The organism is Limosilactobacillus pulli (assembly GCF_947381555.1).
GTDB classification, from domain to species: Bacteria; Bacillota; Bacilli; order Lactobacillales; family Lactobacillaceae; genus Limosilactobacillus; species Limosilactobacillus pulli.
Genome location: NZ_CANCWQ010000004.1, coordinates 44,421 through 60,861, shown reverse-complemented (window position 1 = coordinate 60,861; position 16,441 = coordinate 44,421). Strand labels below are relative to the sequence as shown.

At 46.8% G+C, this 16,441-nt stretch carries 22 protein-coding genes; all 22 read right to left on the bottom strand.

The genetic code is table 11. The features are described 5' to 3' along the window. Positions 1-5: 5 nt before the first annotated feature. The 22 genes from pcrA to rpsE all read right to left on the bottom strand — a co-directional run bounded on the left by pcrA (position 6) and on the right by rpsE (position 16,440). Positions 6-2,246, bottom strand: coding sequence for a DNA helicase PcrA (pcrA, locus tag QOS03_RS02320; RefSeq protein WP_283575230.1), 2,241 nt, complete (start codon positions 2,244-2,246; stop codon positions 6-8). Positions 2,247-2,376: 130 nt separating this feature from the next. Continuing rightward, positions 2,377-3,546, bottom strand: a complete 1,170-nt coding sequence (locus QOS03_RS02315) for an ATP-grasp domain-containing protein (RefSeq protein ID WP_283575205.1) — start codon at positions 3,544-3,546, stop codon at positions 2,377-2,379. A 20-nt stretch (positions 3,547-3,566) separates the two neighbouring features. Next, positions 3,567-4,139 (bottom strand): xanthine phosphoribosyltransferase, encoded by a 573-nt coding sequence (locus QOS03_RS02310; protein ID WP_283575204.1) that lies wholly within the window; start codon positions 4,137-4,139, stop codon positions 3,567-3,569. Between the two features lie 18 nt (positions 4,140-4,157). Further along, complete coding sequence (locus QOS03_RS02305; protein WP_169462113.1) at positions 4,158-4,781, bottom strand: glycoside hydrolase family 73 protein; 624 nt, start codon at positions 4,779-4,781, stop codon at positions 4,158-4,160. Positions 4,782-5,003: 222 nt separating this feature from the next. Then, positions 5,004-5,399: a 30S ribosomal protein S9 gene (gene rpsI / locus QOS03_RS02300; protein WP_283575203.1), complete on the bottom strand. Its 396-nt coding sequence runs from the start codon at positions 5,397-5,399 to the stop codon at positions 5,004-5,006. Between the two features lie 13 nt (positions 5,400-5,412). Beyond that, the gene (gene rplM, locus QOS03_RS02295) at positions 5,413-5,856 is read right to left on the bottom strand and encodes a 50S ribosomal protein L13 (protein ID WP_283575202.1); all 444 of its coding nucleotides are present in this window, start codon (positions 5,854-5,856) and stop codon (positions 5,413-5,415) included. Positions 5,857-5,940: 84 nt separating this feature from the next. Beyond that, complete coding sequence (gene truA / locus QOS03_RS02290; protein WP_074504976.1) at positions 5,941-6,735, bottom strand: tRNA pseudouridine(38-40) synthase TruA; 795 nt, start codon at positions 6,733-6,735, stop codon at positions 5,941-5,943. A 31-nt stretch (positions 6,736-6,766) separates the two neighbouring features. Further along, positions 6,767-7,576, bottom strand: a complete 810-nt coding sequence (locus tag QOS03_RS02285; RefSeq protein ID WP_074504975.1) for an energy-coupling factor transporter transmembrane component T family protein — start codon at positions 7,574-7,576, stop codon at positions 6,767-6,769. After that, on the bottom strand, positions 7,569-8,444 hold the full coding sequence (locus tag QOS03_RS02280) for an energy-coupling factor transporter ATPase (RefSeq protein WP_006500594.1): 876 nt from the start codon (positions 8,442-8,444) through the stop codon (positions 7,569-7,571). Before QOS03_RS02280 ends, QOS03_RS02285 begins: the two co-directional genes overlap by 8 nt. Then, positions 8,423-9,247 carry an energy-coupling factor transporter ATPase gene (locus QOS03_RS02275; protein ID WP_039946062.1) on the bottom strand — a complete coding sequence of 275 codons (825 nt, stop codon included), beginning with the start codon at positions 9,245-9,247 and terminating at the stop codon, positions 8,423-8,425. The genes QOS03_RS02280 and QOS03_RS02275 overlap by 22 nt, the downstream gene beginning before the upstream one ends. 98 nt (positions 9,248-9,345) lie before the next feature. After that, the gene (locus QOS03_RS02270; protein ID WP_283575201.1) at positions 9,346-10,269 is read right to left on the bottom strand and encodes an IS30 family transposase; all 924 of its coding nucleotides are present in this window, start codon (positions 10,267-10,269) and stop codon (positions 9,346-9,348) included. A 251-nt stretch (positions 10,270-10,520) separates the two neighbouring features. Continuing rightward, positions 10,521-10,904, bottom strand: coding sequence for a 50S ribosomal protein L17 (gene rplQ / locus QOS03_RS02265; RefSeq protein WP_033934643.1), 384 nt, complete (start codon positions 10,902-10,904; stop codon positions 10,521-10,523). 30 nt (positions 10,905-10,934) lie between these two features. Beyond that, a complete protein-coding gene (locus tag QOS03_RS02260) occupies positions 10,935-11,879 on the bottom strand; it encodes a DNA-directed RNA polymerase subunit alpha (protein ID WP_283575200.1) in 945 nt (314 codons plus the stop codon). An 82-nt stretch (positions 11,880-11,961) separates the two neighbouring features. Further along, positions 11,962-12,351 carry a 30S ribosomal protein S11 gene (gene rpsK / locus QOS03_RS02255; RefSeq protein WP_006500598.1) on the bottom strand — a complete coding sequence of 130 codons (390 nt, stop codon included), beginning with the start codon at positions 12,349-12,351 and terminating at the stop codon, positions 11,962-11,964. 30 nt (positions 12,352-12,381) lie between these two features. Further along, positions 12,382-12,747: a 30S ribosomal protein S13 gene (gene rpsM / locus QOS03_RS02250; protein WP_006500599.1), complete on the bottom strand. Its 366-nt coding sequence runs from the start codon at positions 12,745-12,747 to the stop codon at positions 12,382-12,384. A gap of 29 nt (positions 12,748-12,776) precedes the next feature. Then, positions 12,777-12,893 carry a 50S ribosomal protein L36 gene (gene rpmJ, locus QOS03_RS02245; protein ID WP_006500600.1) on the bottom strand — a complete coding sequence of 39 codons (117 nt, stop codon included), beginning with the start codon at positions 12,891-12,893 and terminating at the stop codon, positions 12,777-12,779. 39 nt (positions 12,894-12,932) lie between these two features. Next, positions 12,933-13,151, bottom strand: a complete 219-nt coding sequence (gene infA / locus QOS03_RS02240) for a translation initiation factor IF-1 (protein ID WP_006500601.1) — start codon at positions 13,149-13,151, stop codon at positions 12,933-12,935. 137 nt (positions 13,152-13,288) lie between these two features. Then, positions 13,289-13,939 carry an adenylate kinase gene (locus QOS03_RS02235; RefSeq protein ID WP_283575229.1) on the bottom strand — a complete coding sequence of 217 codons (651 nt, stop codon included), beginning with the start codon at positions 13,937-13,939 and terminating at the stop codon, positions 13,289-13,291. 28 nt (positions 13,940-13,967) lie between these two features. Continuing rightward, a complete protein-coding gene (gene secY / locus QOS03_RS02230) occupies positions 13,968-15,266 on the bottom strand; it encodes a preprotein translocase subunit SecY (RefSeq protein ID WP_283575199.1) in 1,299 nt (432 codons plus the stop codon). Continuing rightward, entirely contained in the window at positions 15,267-15,701 is a 435-nt protein-coding gene (gene rplO, locus QOS03_RS02225; protein WP_006500604.1) for a 50S ribosomal protein L15, read from the bottom strand. A gap of 32 nt (positions 15,702-15,733) precedes the next feature. Next, a complete protein-coding gene (rpmD, locus tag QOS03_RS02220; RefSeq protein ID WP_006500605.1) occupies positions 15,734-15,916 on the bottom strand; it encodes a 50S ribosomal protein L30 in 183 nt (60 codons plus the stop codon). Positions 15,917-15,930: 14 nt separating this feature from the next. Then, positions 15,931-16,440 (bottom strand): 30S ribosomal protein S5, encoded by a 510-nt coding sequence (rpsE, locus tag QOS03_RS02215; protein WP_006500606.1) that lies wholly within the window; start codon positions 16,438-16,440, stop codon positions 15,931-15,933. Position 16,441: the final 1 nt, after the last annotated feature.

Here is a 16,441-nt window from a genome sequence, read left to right as displayed (position 1 = left end):
CGCTTTTAATTAACCTTGGTGATTGGGGCAAACTGGGCCAACAGCCGTTTGACGCCCTCATTTGGAAAGGCAATGTCCAATTCCATATCGTTACCTGAACCATTGACGGAAACGACCATGCCTTGCCCCCACTTCTTATGCTGAACCTTATCGCCGACTTTCCAGGACTGCTTATCAGCACCAGTTCCCGTGCTCTCCTGCTTAGCCGAGTGGGTCAGACCATGAGCACGTCTTTGTGAAGCAAACGTGGTGGCCTGAGAGGCAGCTTTGGCAAATGGCGTATTCATTGCCTTGGCCTTACCGGAGCCGTCCGCATTTTCAAATTTGATTAGATCGTCATTAATCTCATCGACGAATTGGGAAGGCTGATTGCGCTGAACGCGGCCATAGAGCATCCGTGAATAGGCATTAGTCAGATACAGTTTGCGCTTGGCCCGCGTGATACCGACATAGGCTAGCCGTCGCTCTTCTTCCAGTTCCTTTTCATTACTCAAGGAGCGATAAAGCGGGAAGATTCCTTCTTCCATCCCAACCAAAAAGATCACCGGAAATTCCAGACCCTTGGCAGCATGCAGGGTCATCAAGGTTACCTTAGGCGCTTCTTCATCAACGTCATCCTGATCGGAAACCAGTGCCAGATCAGACAGGAAGTTCATGAGTTTTTGTCGATTGTCAACGTCATCTTCAGCATGCTTTTGATCGTATTCTTGGGTTACCGATTTGAACTCTTCAAGGTTTTCCTGACGTGACTGCGCCTGCAGATCGTTTTCGGCTTGCAGCATCTGGAGATAACCGCTCTTGGTCAAAATCTCATCAGTCAGCTCAGTGATGGTCAGATAGTCGGCCTCTTTGGTCAGATCAGCCATCAAGCGACCAAAGTCTTCAATCTTAGCTCGAATTCGTGCACTGATTGCATTAGCCAGCGTAACGTTTTGAGCTGCTTCCAAAAGCGACCAGCCGTTTTCATTGGCAAACTGCCGCAGCTTGTCGACACTGCCCGGGCCGATGCCGCGTTTTGGCGTATTAACGACACGTTCAAAGCTCATCGCATCTCGTGGATTGACGATCAAAGTAAGATAGGCCAGAATATCACGAATCTCCTTGCGATCATAGAATTTATGGCCACCGACCATCGTATATGGTACGGTCGACTTCATAAACGTTTCTTCGATCATCCGTGACTGCGCATTGGTTCGATACAAAACGGCAAAGTCATTATAATGATAGCCATGTTCGCGCATCTCGGCCTGGATCTTGCTGACAACAAACTGTGACTCATCATGCTCGTTTTGTGCTCGGTAATAAGAAATCTTTTCACCAGTACCGTTTTCGGTCCACAGGTTCTTTTCTTTACGCACAAGGTTATTGGCGATTACTTCGTTAGCCGCCTTTAAAATTGTCTGTGTCGAGCGGTAATTTTGCTCCAGCATGACTGTATGTGCTTCTGGATAGTCACGCTCAAAATTAAGAATATTGTTCATATTGGCGCCTCGCCAGCCATAGATTGACTGATCAGCATCGCCAACCACACAGAGATTCTTATATTTAGCAGCTAAAAGCGTGACCAGCTGATACTGAGCATCGTTGGTATCTTGATACTCATCAACGTGAATGTAGTGGAACTTGTTTTGGTAGTATTCCAGAGTCTCCGAATCTTTTTTAAACAGCTCGATGGTCTTCATGATCAGATCGTCAAAGTCTAAGGCCTGGCTGTTTTCAAGCTCTTTTTGATAAAGCACGTAAGCCTTGGCGACGATCTGATTGAGCGGATTATTGGCATGACTGTTGAGCTCAGCATAGTCTTCGGCCGTCTGCATTGCATTTTTAGCATTTGAGATGGCACTTAAAATCGCCCGTGGATCATACTTTTTGGTGTCCACGTTCAATTCGTTGCAGATGCGCTTCATCAAAGTACGCTGCTCACTGGTATCGGCAATCGTAAAGGCTCGGTTGTAACCCAGCTTGTCGATGTCACGACGCAGAATACGGACACACAGCGCGTGGAAAGTTGATACCCAAATGTCGCGAGCACTTTCTCCCAACAATTTACCGACCCGCTCTTGCATTTCACGTGCGGCTTTGTTGGTAAAGGTAATGGCTAGAATATTCCAAGGGTTGACCCCCTGTTCTTCAATCAAGTACGCCACTCGATGCGTCAGCACCCGAGTTTTACCCGAACCAGCCCCAGCCATGACCAAAAGCGGCCCTTCCGTAGTCAAGACGGCCTCTGCCTGCTTATCATTCATTCCTTGCAGTAATTGACTTGTCACGCCTTATTTCCATCCTCTCTTAAAATTATCGCGGACTCCATTATAGCAAATTTCGTTTGGTAAATAAAAAACGAGCAACGACCACTCGACGCTGCTCGCAGAAAATCTATTGCTGATCAGACGTTAGATCCGCATTAACCGGCTGCTTATTTTTCCAGACCTCGGTATCTTCAATCTGATGCTGCAGCTCTTCCAGACTTGGCTTGCCAACCACCCAGACAAATCCGGCTATGGCTTGAGGATCATCTTTTACCTCACTGAAGAACTGGTAATGCCAATTGGCTTTTAACAGCCATTGTCGCTGTAGTGCAGGACGCTGAGCAACCCGCGCCAACATCATGACTGCCGGCTGCAGCATCTGGACATCAAACAAAGGCATACCCGCAATTGCCCGCAAAAGCTGCTCAGATTGCGAAACATTGGCGCCATAATCAAAGGCGTTGCCATAAATCGACAAACCCGGCTCAATGCCATGCACGTACAGATTACCGGTTGCCGTAACATAGAAATCAACTCTAAAGACGCCACGATACTGGAGATTTTCGGCCACACTGGTAACGATGCGTTCCATTTCCTGGGAAATGTCAGCATTCAGATTGGCTGGGGCCTTAACACCCATTAATTTTTCATCAGCGTTGAGCATCAATTCAACCGCAGGAAATACTTGAGTGTCTTGACCATTAGTGGCTGCCAGCATTGTGTATTCAGCCGTGTGATCAATCCATGATTCCAAAAGATAGGTTCCGGCATTGATAAAGTCAGCTGCCCGCGTAATATCGGACTGCTTGGTGATTTTCATTGAATGCTCGCCAATGCCGCGCTGGATCGGCTTTAAAATCGCTGGATAGCCAATTGAATCAATTGCTTGATAGACATCATCCAGACTGATTACCGTAACGTATGGTGCCACATTAACATTGATCTGATCCAAGAAGGCCCGCTCCATCAAACGATCCTGGACGATTTCTAAAGCGTTGATCCCTTGTGGCAGATAAACACTGCGACTCAGATAGCGCAGCACGCTAGAGTCGATCAAGTCGTTGGCATAGATGACAGCATCACAAGTCTGAGCAAACATTGTCAGCTTTTCTTGATTATTGTAGGCCCCACTGATAGTAAAATCTGCCTGTTTGGTCAAACTTGGCTTTGAACGATCGACATAGACGCCAACATTGAAGCCAGCCCGCTTGGCAGCAGTAATCAGGGTGCTGCCGTTGCGGTTCAAGCCGATAATGCCCAGCGTTGATCCTGGATATAAAGTATTTGTACTGCTCATCAGCCCACCCCCATTAGTATTTAATCTTCAAATTCAGCCTTGCCATTGGCCAACGAGCTGACCTTGGCCAATGATTCGATTCTAAGGCCCTGTTCACGAAGCTTTTGGCCACCCGGCTGGAAGGTCTTTTCAATCACGATTCCGGCACCAGCAACATCAACACCGGCTGCTTGTGCAATCTGCAGCATGCCTTCCAGTGCCTGACCATTTGCTAAAAAGTCGTCAATCAACAAAACCTTGTCATCAGGACTGACGTATTTTTTAGAGATTGAAATCTGATTGGTAGTCTGCTTGGTGTAAGAATAAACGCTAGCCGTGTACAGGTCGTCTTTTAAGGTCAGACTCTTATGTTTGCGCGCAAAAATCACCGGTACGTTCATTGCCAGCCCCGTCATAACGGCTGGGGCGATGCCTGATGACTCTACCGTCCAGATCTTGGTGATACCTGCATCGGCAAAAAGCTTGGCAAATTCTTCACCCATGTGCTTCATCAGAACCGGGTCAACTTGATGATTCAAGAAAGCATCCACCTTTAAGACGTTACCGGGCAGAACCGTACCATATTCCTCAATTTTTTCCTGAAGTTCTTTCATGAGATTCTCCTTAACAGCTTATTTATCATAATTGTACAACTTGTAGGTCTGAATTACTGAGATTAATTTCTGTGCATAATCCGGATCTGTTGCATAATGAGCTTCTTGGAGCGCCTTGGCTGCCTCTTTGTAGTCTGTGGCCTGGGTAACTGCCTGATAGTTTTGACTGTTGTAGTCCGTTCCGTTGATCATCAGCTTGGTATGATCCTTAATTGACTCGCTCCAGCTGGAATAGACCTTAAAGCGTCCCTTAGTGGTAATCCACTTGCCATTGACATATTCCTTAGTCGTCAAAACCTGTGAGTCCTTGCCCGTTCCTTTAATGCCAAACAGATTATGATACTTGGCTGCCAGCTTGCTGCTGCCCCAGTCTGACTCAAGAATGGCCTGGGCAATCGTAATCGATGCCGGAACGTTGTATTTCTTTTGCATAGCCTGGGCTTCGGGTGCAACCTGCTTGATAAAGAGACGCTTGGCATTTTGCTGTTGCTCAATGATTTGCTGTTGCTGATAACGTTGGTAGAAATGATGGCCGACATAGACGCCCAAAAAGACGACCATGATCGTTAGAATACCAATCAGCCAGCGATGCTGATAAAGCTTTTTGGAGTGCCGAGTCTTAGCGCGGCGTTTCTTTGCCACAGATGATTCCCCCTATTTTTATCTCGTATTTTTAAAGTTCTATTCTGCATTTTACCAGACTAAAATCATTAAAAAAACCGCGAAACGATAAATTTGCAAAAATATAAAAAAAGCACCAGCTGGATGCTGATGCTTGATTTTTTGGATCGCAAATGATTAGTTAACCGCCTGCAATCGCACCAAATCTCAAAAGTGTTGATATTAAGCCACGAAGGCAAAATATTAACGCTTGGAGAATTGTGAAGCCTTACGAGCCTTCTTCAGACCTGGCTTCTTCCGTTCCTTCATCCGAGGGTCACGAGTCAACAGACCGGCCTTCTTCAGAGCATCCCGGAAATCTGGGTCGACGCTCAGCAGGGCACGAGCAATCCCGTGACGAACTGCGCCGGCTTGACCAGAGAAGCCACCACCGCAAACGTTGACCAGAACGTCGTATTGACCTTCCGTCTTCGTTGCAGCAAATGGTTGGTTGACGATAGCACGCAGGTTGGCAAACGGAATGTATTCTTCGATTGCCTTGCCGTTCATCGTAATGTTACCAGAACCTGGTACCAGACGAACCCGTGCGGTAGCATCCTTGCGGCGACCAGTACCACTGTATTGAACTTGTTGAGCCAATTCCGTTCCCTCCTTAGATTAAGTTCGTGATGTCAAGCACTTCTGGTTGTTGAGCAACGTGCTTGTGATCTTCACCAGCATAAACATGCAGCTTCATGCCCATCTTGCGACCAAGAGGGGTGTGTGGCAGCATGCCCTTGATGGAATCTTCCACCAGCTTTTCTGGTTCGTTGGCGCGACGTTCGCCCGCCGTCTTTTGCTTCAGACCACCAGGGTAGTCAGAGTGACGGTAGTAGATCTTGTCAGCGGCCTTCTTACCAGTCAACTTAACTTCGGCAGCGTTGATAACGATGACATTGTCACCAGTGTCAACGTGTGGGGTGTAGGTTGGCTTGTTCTTGCCCTTCAGAACAGAGGCAACAACGGATGCCAGACGACCCAGGGAGATACCCTTGGCGTCGACAATGTACCATTTGCGGTCAACTTCACCAGGTTTTGCCATGTATGTCGTTCTCACGATTAAGTCCTCCAATTTTTGTCTTTCTTTTACAAATAATTGTGTACCGAGTAATTAGATGGAAAAGAAATACCACTCGTTATTTTACTTGATAGATGCAGATTCGTCAATGGTTTTGTTGGCTTGATCACCATAATCAACACTGACCAGATAAAGACCACTGGCTGGTGCCGTCATGCGTGCTTGATTGCGATCCTTAGCAGCCAGCACGCGCGGCACATCGTCAACTGGCCGCTGATTGCTGCCGATCTCTAATAAAAAGGCCACCATAATGCGAACCTGATTATATAAAAAGCCATTGCCGACAAAATCAAAAATGATTTCATTATTGGCCTCGTCACGATGCACATCAGCCTGATAGATCGTTCTGACGTTACTCAGCGCTTGACTGCCAGATGCGACGAAGCTGGTAAAGTCATGTTCCCCCACTAGATCCTGAGCTGCCTGCTGCATTTTGGCCACATCTACTGGATACTTAAAATGCGCGGTATAGTTACGCTTAAATGGATTAACGAAATCACTTTGATCAACGCGGTAACGGTAGTGCTTGGAATGGGCATTAAAGCGCGCGTGAAAGTCAGGGCTGACCAGTTCGGCTTTTTTGACAATGATATCCAAGGGTAAAAGGCTATTTAATGCTTTACGCATCGAATCATTGCCCAATTTATATGGACAATCAAAGTGTGCAACCTGATTGAGCGCATGCACTCCTGCATCCGTCCGTCCAGAACCGATAACCGATAGCGGCGGGTTGGGATTCTTGGCAATCTTATTGACGGCATTTTTCAAGGTCTGCTCAACCGTCCGCTTATTTGGCTGAATCTGAAAGCCTGAAAAATTGGTGCCATCATAGGCAAAAGTTATTTTGTAGCGATACACTTTATCGTTTTCCTTTCAATCAAAACATCATTCATACTGGCAAAAAACGTGTGACCAGCAGAATCAAAGTCGCAACGGCTAAGCTAACCATGGCTGTCGTGTCGTTATGGTGCCAGTGCAAGACACGATACTTGGTTCGCGGTGCATCCGGATCATAACCACGTGCCTCCATCGCCGTTGCCAACTCCTCAGCACGCTTAAATGAGCCCACAAACAGGGGAATCAAAAGCGGTTCTAAGCGCTTGGCTCGCTCAATCAAACTGCCCTCATCAAAATTAACGCCCCGTGATCTCTGCGCATTCATTACCTTGGTCGTTTCATCCATAATCGTCGGAATAAAACGCAGTACAATCATCAGCATGACCGCAATTTGATTAACCGGTACGTGTAAATAGCGTAGCGGATTCATAAAGGCCTCCATGGCTGCTGCCAGCTGCAGCGTTGGCGTAGTGGCCGTTAATACGGTTGAGATGGTGATGATCAAAATGAACCGCGCCAAGATAATGGCCGATTGATAAAAGCCACCACTGGTAATTGCCAGCCAGCCCCATTGCCAATAGACGTGCCCACCACTGCTAAACAGCAGCTGGATCGCCACGGTAAACAAGATGATCCAAAATAGTGGTTTGATGCCACGCCAATACAGCTTTAATGGCAGCCGACTCAATGCAATCAGCATCCCTAATACGACAAAAAGCCAAAGATATCCCAGCCAATTATTGGCCAAAAAGACGATCACGACGTACCAAAAACAGCTAAACAGCTTAACGCGCGGATCCAGTTGATGCAGCCAGGAGCTTCCTGGCACGTAGGCACCTAGTATTACCTTGGCATTACCCATTTGCTCGTCCTCCTTGCTTAAGATGGTCAGCAAGTTGATCAGCCAGCTGCTCAATGGTCAACGGTACCTCATCGGTCAATTTTAGGCCATGTACTACCAGCTGATTGGCAAAATCAACGCTTGCTGGCGGCAAAATCCCAGCCTCTTTAAGCAGATCCGGCTTGCCGAACAATTCATGCGGTGTCATAAATGCTGTCCGCTGACCTTGCTTCATAACCAAAACGTGATCTGCATAGCGAGCAGCCTGTTCCATTTGATGCGTAATCATCAAAATCGTAGTACCCTTTTGATGCAATTGATTGACTAAGTTCAAAAGATCCTCACTTGCCTGGGGATCCAGTCCAGCAGTCGGTTCATCTAAAATTAAAACACGCGGGTGCATGGCTAAGACGCCAGCAATCGCGACCCGCCGCATTTGGCCGCCAGAAAGCTCAAATGGCGAGCGATCATTAATATCTTCCGGCAGCTTTAATGATCGCAAAGCCGTCAATGCCTGCTCTTTAGCCTGCTCTAGTGAGACACCCATATTAAGTGGTCCAAACATCACGTCTTTTAAAACCGTCTCAGCAAACAGCTGACTTTCTGGAAACTGAAAAACATAGCCAACTCCTTTGCGCAGCTTAGCTAATGTCTTTTTGTCAGCATGACTGTCGATAGTAACCTCACCAACACGCAAGCTGCCATGAGTCGGTACCAGCAGCCCATCCAACATAGCCATCAAAGTTGACTTGCCACTACCGGTATGACCAACGATAGCCGTAAAGCTGCCCGACTCAAGCTTAAGTGAAAAATCTTTGACTGCCAACGTGGCCATGGGCGTGTCTGCTTGGTAAGCATAGTTGACGTTTAAGAATTCAATTGCTGACATAGCCACTCCACCATCCGTTCTGAATCTAGATATTGTGTTGGAACGCTGATCCCCCGCTCCTTTAGCTGCAGCTGCAAACGTTGGGCAAATGGCAGCGCCAGATGCATTTGGGCCAGTTTAGCTGGTTCTTTGAGTAATTCAGCCGTTGCTCCTTGCATGGCGACCTTGCCATGATCCAGCACCACTGCATAATCACTCATCGAAAGCTCAACCGGATCATGCGTAATTGAGATGACGGTCATATCGTGCTGAATGATCAACTGTTTTAAAAGCGTCAGCAGCTCATGACGTCCCTTAGGATCCAGCATACTGGTTGCCTCGTCTAAGATGATCACACGCGGACCAATTGCTAAAATACCGGCCAGGGCCACCCGTTGTTTTTGCCCTCCTGAAAGCAGTGAAGGTTCACTGTCAGCAAAATCTTGCATGCCGACTGCCTTTAAAGCCTCATCAATTCGCTGCTGCATCTGATCATGCGGTACTTGATGATTTTCCAGACCAAAGGCAACATCATCGGCAACCGTGGTTCCTACAAACTGATTGTCAGGATTTTGAAACACCAAACCAATCTGTTGACGCAACTGCTGCAAATGTGCCTCGTCAACTGGCAGATCATCAATTGTGATTGTGCCGCTGCTTGGTATCAAAAGCCCGTCAATCAATCGGGCCAAGGTACTCTTGCCACTACCGTTATGACCAATTACCGCAGTCCATTTTTTCATCGGCAGCTGCATGGATACATCATCTAGTGCCGGTTGTGCATGATCGGGGTATTTAAACGAAAGGTGTTGAATATCAATCAATCACGTCACCCATTTCTTTTTAAACTTATCCTATTATTTTAACAGTGGAGCGGAAAAAATAAAGATATGGCAGATTGCAAGAAATAACTTGAACAAATTTAATGACGCAGATTAAGCAAAAAGATCTCAATTGGAGTTCGCCAGTTCAAACATTTGAGAGGCCGTGAATTCAGATACCAGTTAATCTGAATCAATTCATCATCACTAATCTCTTCAATTGGCTGACCCTTAGGAATAAATCGCCGTAACACTCGATTACGATTCTCATTACTACCACGTTCATGCGGAGAATAAGCATGTGCAAAGTACAACGGCACGCCGGTATTTTTCTCAATTGATTGGTAGTTGGCGAACTCTTTCCCGTGATCAACCGTCAGTGTCTTGAGATTAGTTCCTAATTGATTAGCTAACTCAAGGATAGCCTTAGTCATTGAAGTGCTATCTCGTCCATCAAGCCGTTTAACGATAGTAAGGCGACTCTTGCGTTCGACAAACGTGGCTACTGCTTGACCTTTGCGCTTGCCAGATAAAACTGTATCAACTTCAAAATGGCCTGCAATATTACGATCAGAAGCTTCAGCTGGACGATCTTCAATCGAACGACCATGACTGAAAGTCCCACGGGTTTCTTTAGCCCGCTTACGACGAATACCATGGTCAGGTAAATCAGTCATCCGAATATCTAGAAGTCCTTGATCGACCCAGTTATAGATAGTCTTGTAGGCGATCCTAACCACATGGGCTACTTGTTCAATTGACCATTTCTGAATCTTGATCTTGTCTTCGATTAGTCGTTTGAGGTTAACCGTTAATGAGCATTTCCGGCCACGATAACTAAGTTTAGTTTCGTGGTCGGCTTGCGCACTAGTCGCATGGTATTCACCCTTTAACCGGTGAATTTCATTAAAGATAGTAGTCTTACTAAAGCCCAGGTAATCAGCGATATATCGAAGAGATCGCTTTTCATGACGAAGCGTTTCGATGACAATGCGGTCTTCAAATGATAAAATAGTGGTGCCCATAAAGGTCCTTCTTTCTAATGGAATGTTGTGACGACACCATTAAAGACCTTTATGGGTTTTTCTGTCCACTAAAATGTTCAACTTAAATTTTACAATCTGCCATATACAAAAAAATCACTTACAACTGGGGTGCACGAAAGACTTTACGTCCCCGCATTCGAGCTAGACTAGGAATAACGATTCCACCATCGTAGCGCTCTATACCACCAGCTGTAGTGATTCTTTATTACGTATTGAATTGACGAAAATGATTAGTCGACAAATTCCAGAACAACCATTTGTGCGCCGTCACCACGACGAGGCATGGTCTTCAGAATCCGCGTGTAACCACCTTTACGGTCGGCAAACTTTGGTGCCAGCTCTTCAAACAGGTATTGCAGAGCTGATTGTACGCGAACGTTGTCGCCGTCTTCCTTAACGTCAGCAACGACATTGCGCAGGAAAGCGGCTGCTTGACGACGAGAAGCCAAGTCGCCACGCTTTGCCAGCGTAATCATCTTGTCAGCAGTCTTGCGAACTTCCTTAGCGCGAGCTTCGGTAGTCTTGATGCTGCCGTTGACGATCAGGTCAGTGGTCAAATCACGTAATAAAGCCTTACGTTGTGAACTAGTACGTCCTAATTTACGGTAACTCATGAAGTGGTTCCCTCCTTTTAATTGTTTTAATTAGTCTTCTTGGCGGAAGCCTACGCCCAAGTCGGCCAGCTTCAGCTTGATTTCTTCTAAGGACTTTTGACCCAGGTTGCGAACCTTCATCATATCAGCTTCAGTCCGCTCAGTCAGGTCCTTAACAGTTTGAATATCAGCACGCTTCAAGCAGTTGTAAGAACGAACCGACAGATCCAGTTCTTCAATCGTCTTGTCGAGTACCTTTTCTTGGTGAGTTTCTTCGCGTTCAACCATCACTTTGGCATCTTTTGCTTCTTCAGTCAGGTTGACAAACATCTCCAAGTGTTCAGTCAAGATCTTGGCAGCAAGACTAATGGCAGCCGTTGGGGTCAATGAACCATCCGTCCAGACATCCAACGTCAACTTGTCAAAGTCGTTGCTTTGGCCGACCCGCGTGTTTTCTACGGTGTAGTTGACCCGTTCGATAGGGGTGTAGATGGAGTCAATTGGCAAAGTCCCAATTTCAAGACCGCTCAAACGCAGCTTGTTTTGATCGGCTGGTACATAGCCACGACCCTTATCAGCCGTCATCATGATGTGCAGTTCAGCTCCATCAGCGACCGTTGCAATATGCAAGTCAGGGTTCAAGATCGTAACGTCGCCATCACCTTGGATGTCACCGGCAGTTACTTCTGCAGGACCCTTGACATCCAATTCCAAATCCTTGGCATCTTCATCTTCAATCTTCAAAGAAACCTTCTTGAGATTCAAGATGATCTGCGTAACGTCTTCTGTAACGCCTTGAACGGTACTGAACTCATGAAGCACACCGTCGATTTGGATACTGGTAATTGCGGCACCTGGCAGAGAAGCCATCATTACACGACGAAGAGAATTCCCCAGAGTGGTCCCGTAGCCACGCTCCAGTGGTTCGACAACAAACTTACCGTAGTTGTCAGTTTCTTCGACTTTGTGAATGTTTGGTTTTTCAAATTCGATCATTCTACTCTGTTTCCCCTTTCAAAACGTGGTCCGTAGATTGTTTAAAAGCACCTGGCCAATGATAATTTCGCCGTTGATGCGATTAGACACGACGACGCTTTGGAGGACGAGAACCATTGTGTGGCACTGGAGTTACGTCCCGGATGGCAGTAACTTCAAGACCAGTTGCTTGCAGAGCACGGATAGCTGATTCACGACCCGAACCAGGGCCCTTAACTTCAACTTCAACCGTCTTCATACCGTGTTCCATTGCTTGCTTGGCAGCAGCTTCAGAAGCCATTTGAGCGGCAAATGGAGTAGACTTACGAGAGCCTTTGAAGCCCAGCACACCGGCTGAGGACCAAGCAACGGCATTGCCTTGCACATCAGTGATCATGATCAACGTGTTGTTGAAAGTTGAGTGAATGTGTGCAACACCAGTTTCAACATTCTTTTTTGCACGACGCTTGCGTGAACCTTTTTTGGTTGCCATAAAACTAACTAACCTCCTTTATAGTATTGATTACTTCTTCTTGTTGGCGATAGCGACAGCCTTGCCCTTGCGAGTCCGTGCGTTGTTCTTAGTGTGTTGACCACGAACTGGCAGACCACGACGGTGACGCATGCCACGGTAAGAGCCGATTTCTTGCAGACGCTTGATGTTCAGGGAAACTTCACGACGAAGGTCACCTTCAACCTTAAGTTGGTCTACTTGACCACGGATCTTTTCTTCTTGTTCTGGCGTCAGGTCCTTGACACGAATGTCTTCAGAAACACCGGCAGCAGCCAGAACCTTCTTAGCAGTCGTGTTACCAATACCATAAATGTAAGTTAAGCCGATTACGATTCGCTTGTCACGAGGTAAGTCGACACCTGCGATACGAGCCATTGAGTTACACCTCCAATTCTAAAATATAATTACTTGCCTTGGCGTTGCTTGTGCTTTGGGTTAGGGCAAATTACCATAACCCGACCATTACGCTTGACGATCTTGCACTTTTCGCACATCCGCTTTACTGATGGTCGTACTTTCATTGTAAATAATCCTCCTAAAAATGATTTTAGACTAAAGACTTATTTGAAGCGGAAAGTAATCCGGCCTTTGGTCAGATCATATGGAGACATTTCAACCTTGACGCGGTCACCAGGCAGAATCTTGATGTAGTGCATCCGGATTTTGCCAGAAACGTGTGCCAGGATCTCAACCCCATTTTCCAATTCAACTTTAAACATTGCGTTAGGCAGGGTTTCGGTAACCTTACCTTCGACTTCGATAACATCGGCCTTTGCCACTGAACGGTTCCTCCTTGCCGGTAAAATTACGTAAAAACGGTGGAAAGCGGCGTACACCTTCCACTGCAAGCTAGATAAACCTTGCGTAGTATACCACAGAGCAGGCGATTACGCAAGGATTCAACTAACAATGAGTCTTAAAGGCTAGTCAGAACTTCCTTAACGGCTTGATAAACCTTATCGATGTCTTGTTCGCCATCGATCTCATGGAGAATCCCCATTTGCTTGTAAAAGTCGATCAGTGGCGTGTTCAGTTTAATGTTGACGTCTAACCGGTTCTTAACGGTTGCGGGCTTATCATCATCACGTTGGTAGAAGTCGTGGGAACCACAGACATCGCAAGTACCTTCAACCTTTGGTGGGTTGGAAAGCGTGTTGTAGGTTGTGCCACACTTCCGGCAGATGATCCGGCTACTCAGACGCTTAACCAGCCCTTCAGGGTTAACATCAATGTCGATTACAGCATCCAGCTTACGGCCATCATCAGCCAACATTTTGTTGAGGGCTTCGGCTTGCGCCAGATTGCGAGGAAAACCATCCAACATGAAACCGTGCTTGGTGTCATCTTGAGCCAAACGTTCCTTCACAATGCCGTTCGTAACTTCGTCAGGAACTAATTCGCCTTTATCGATATATTTCTTGGCTTCCAGACCCATTGGCGTTTCGTTCTTGATTGCTGCCCGGAAGATATCCCCAGTTGAGATGTGTGGGATATCAAAGTCCTTGACGATTTCTTGGGCTTGTGTACCTTTACCGGCACCAGGCAGACCCATTAAAACGAGGTTCATCGTACTCATTTGCCAATTCCTCCTATATTTATTCGCGGATAAATCCAATATACTCACGTTTCATCGTTAAACTGCGCATCTGCCGCACAACGTCCAGAGCAATCTGAACGACGATCAACAAACTGGTACCGCCTAAGCCAATTGATTGACTCAGGTTCCAGATGTTGCTTGCCAGCAGTGGGATCAATGAGATCAATCCCAAGAATAACGATCCAACCGTTGACAAACGCATCAACAGTCCTGATACAAAGTCCTGTGTGCCTTTGCCTGGCCAAACGCCAGAGATGTAGCTGCCTTGCTTTTGCAAGTTTTCCGCGAGTTTTTCTGGATTAACTTGAACAAAGGCGTAGAAAAAGGTAAATACAACAATCAAAAATACATACAGCGCAATGCCTGGACCAGACTGCATATTAAAAATCGTTGTCATAACCTGATACCAGGTATCTTGACTATGATTTTGCTGAAAGGCCATTAAGATCGTTTGCGGCGTTGAGATAAACGAGCCGGCAAAGATCACTGGAATCACCCCAGAAACGTTGATCTTCAATGGAAGATAACTATTCGACGGCGAAGTAGTTGTTCGCCGCGTGTATTGAATCGGCAAACGCCGTTCAGCCTGCTGGAACCAGGTAACGAACGTCACAATTGCCAGAATCGCTACAACCACTAGGGCAATAAAGCCAATTCCCATCCAGAGGTTTGCGCCGGATTCACCAGCGATTTGATCATTCCATAACTGTTTGATCCCGTTTGGCATTTCAGCGATGATCCCAGCAAAGATCAGCATTGAGACACCGTTACCAAGACCACGTTCGGTAATCATGTCCCCTAGCCAAGTAGCAAACATAGTACCTGCAGTTAAGATCAGACCAATCGTGATGTAGGTTTCCACCCCCGGATTGTTAACCAGTTTAACAGTGCTTAATGCATTGAAGCCCGCGGTAATCCCAATCGACTGGATAAATCCAAGCACGATTGTAAGCCACCGCGTAGCCTGATTAAGCTTCCGTCGACCAACTTCCCCCTGTTTGCTCCATTCAACAAACTTAGGCACAATGTCCATCTGAAGAAGTTGAACCACGATTTGAGCCGTGATGTACGGGGAAACCCCCATCGCAAATAATGAGTAGTTATCCAAACCGCCACCACTGAAAGTGTTCAAAATAGATGCCAAACCGGTACTAGAAATCTGCTCTAAAGCCGCAGCATTCACACCGGGTACCGTGATTGAGGCACCTAACCGGTAAACAATCAGTACAAACAAGGTGAACAGGATCTTCTTACGAATATCCTTAACCTTGAATGCATTTTTGACGGTTGTGAACAATTACATCACCTCAGTTTTACCACCGGCAGCTTCGATAGCCTTGACAGCTGAAGCAGAAAACTTGTTGGCTTTAACGGTCAGCTTCTTGGTCAACTTACCATTGCCCAGAATCTTAACACCGCTCTTAACATTCTTGATCACGCCGTTTTCCAGCAGAACTGCTGGCGTAACTTCGGCACCATCGTCAAAACGGTTCAGCGTCGTCAGGTTTACGATAGCGTATTCCTTACGGTTGATGTTGCTGAAACCACGCTTTGGCATTTGACGGTACAGAGGCATTTGGCCCCCTTCAAAGCCCAGACGAGTCTTACCATGAGCCTTTTGACCCTTAGTACCACGACCAGAAGTAAAACCGTGACCAGATGACAGACCACGACCCTTACGCAGACGCTTGAAACGGGAACCAGCAGCTGGCTTCAATTCGTTTAATTTCATTAGGTAGGCACCTCCTTATTGTAGATTTTTAATTACTTGACTTCTTCGATGGAAACCAAGTGAGCAACCTTAAAGATTGCACCACGCGTTGCCGCGTTGTCTGGCAGGACATTGGAGCTGCCGATCTTGCCCAGACCCAATGCCTTAACCGTACGACGTTGAGTTGGCTTACGGTGGGCAACACTGTGGATCAAAGTAACTTTAACTTTAGCCATGATCTATGTCCTCCTTATTCTGCCAGGTGATCAACGGAGACGCCACGAAGTTGAGAAACTTCTTCGGCACTCTTCAGAGCCTTCAGACCTTCAAACGTTGCACGAACAACGTTGATTGGCGTGTTGGAGCCCAAACGCTTGGAAGTAACGTCGGCAACGCCGGCCAGTTCCATAACGTTACGAACCGCACCACCGGCAGCAACCCCGGAACCTTCAACGGCTGGCTTGAGCATGATCTTGCCACCACCGTAAGTACCGATAACTTCGTGAGGAATGGTCGTACCAACGATTGGAACTTCAATCAGGTTCTTTTGAGCAGCAGCTGAAGCCTTACGGATAGCTTCTGGAACTTCTTGAGCCTTACCAGTACCAAAACCAACGTGACCCTTCTTGTCGCCGACAATTACCAAAGCGGCAAAGCGCAGACGACGACCACCCTTAACAACCTTGGTAACCCGGTTGATCGAAACGACTTGATCTTCCAGATCCAGCTTGGATGGGTCAATGTAAGATTGTGATGCCATA

Bases quoted from the DNA above. Each gene is read 5' to 3' on its own strand.
- pcrA (WP_283575230.1), bottom strand. From the start codon at position 2,246: ATGAATGATAAGCAGGCAGAGGCCGTCTTGACTACGGAAGGGCCGCTT.
- QOS03_RS02315 (WP_283575205.1), bottom strand. From the start codon at position 3,546: ATGAGCAGTACAAATACTTTATATCCAGGATCAACGCTGGGCATTATC.
- QOS03_RS02310 (WP_283575204.1), bottom strand. From the start codon at position 4,139: ATGAAAGAACTTCAGGAAAAAATTGAGGAATATGGTACGGTTCTGCCC.
- QOS03_RS02285 (WP_074504975.1), bottom strand. From the start codon at position 7,576: ATGGGTAATGCCAAGGTAATACTAGGTGCCTACGTGCCAGGAAGCTCC.
- QOS03_RS02280 (WP_006500594.1), bottom strand. From the start codon at position 8,444: ATGTCAGCAATTGAATTCTTAAACGTCAACTATGCTTACCAAGCAGAC.
- QOS03_RS02270 (WP_283575201.1), bottom strand. From the start codon at position 10,269: ATGGGCACCACTATTTTATCATTTGAAGACCGCATTGTCATCGAAACG.
- rplQ (WP_033934643.1), bottom strand. From the start codon at position 10,904: ATGAGTTACCGTAAATTAGGACGTACTAGTTCACAACGTAAGGCTTTA.
- QOS03_RS02260 (WP_283575200.1), bottom strand. From the start codon at position 11,879: ATGATCGAATTTGAAAAACCAAACATTCACAAAGTCGAAGAAACTGAC.
- rpsK (WP_006500598.1), bottom strand. From the start codon at position 12,351: ATGGCAACCAAAAAAGGTTCACGCAAGCGTCGTGCAAAAAAGAATGTT.
- rpsM (WP_006500599.1), bottom strand. From the start codon at position 12,747: ATGGCTCGTATCGCAGGTGTCGACTTACCTCGTGACAAGCGAATCGTA.
- rpmJ (WP_006500600.1), bottom strand. From the start codon at position 12,893: ATGAAAGTACGACCATCAGTAAAGCGGATGTGCGAAAAGTGCAAGATC.
- QOS03_RS02235 (WP_283575229.1), bottom strand. From the start codon at position 13,939: ATGAACCTCGTTTTAATGGGTCTGCCTGGTGCCGGTAAAGGTACACAA.
- rplO (WP_006500604.1), bottom strand. From the start codon at position 15,701: ATGAAATTAAACGAATTGAAGCCAGCTGCTGGTTCCCGTTTCAAGCGT.
- rpmD (WP_006500605.1), bottom strand. From the start codon at position 15,916: ATGGCTAAAGTTAAAGTTACTTTGATCCACAGTGTTGCCCACCGTAAG.
- rpsE (WP_006500606.1), bottom strand. From the start codon at position 16,440: ATGGCATCACAATCTTACATTGACCCATCCAAGCTGGATCTGGAAGAT.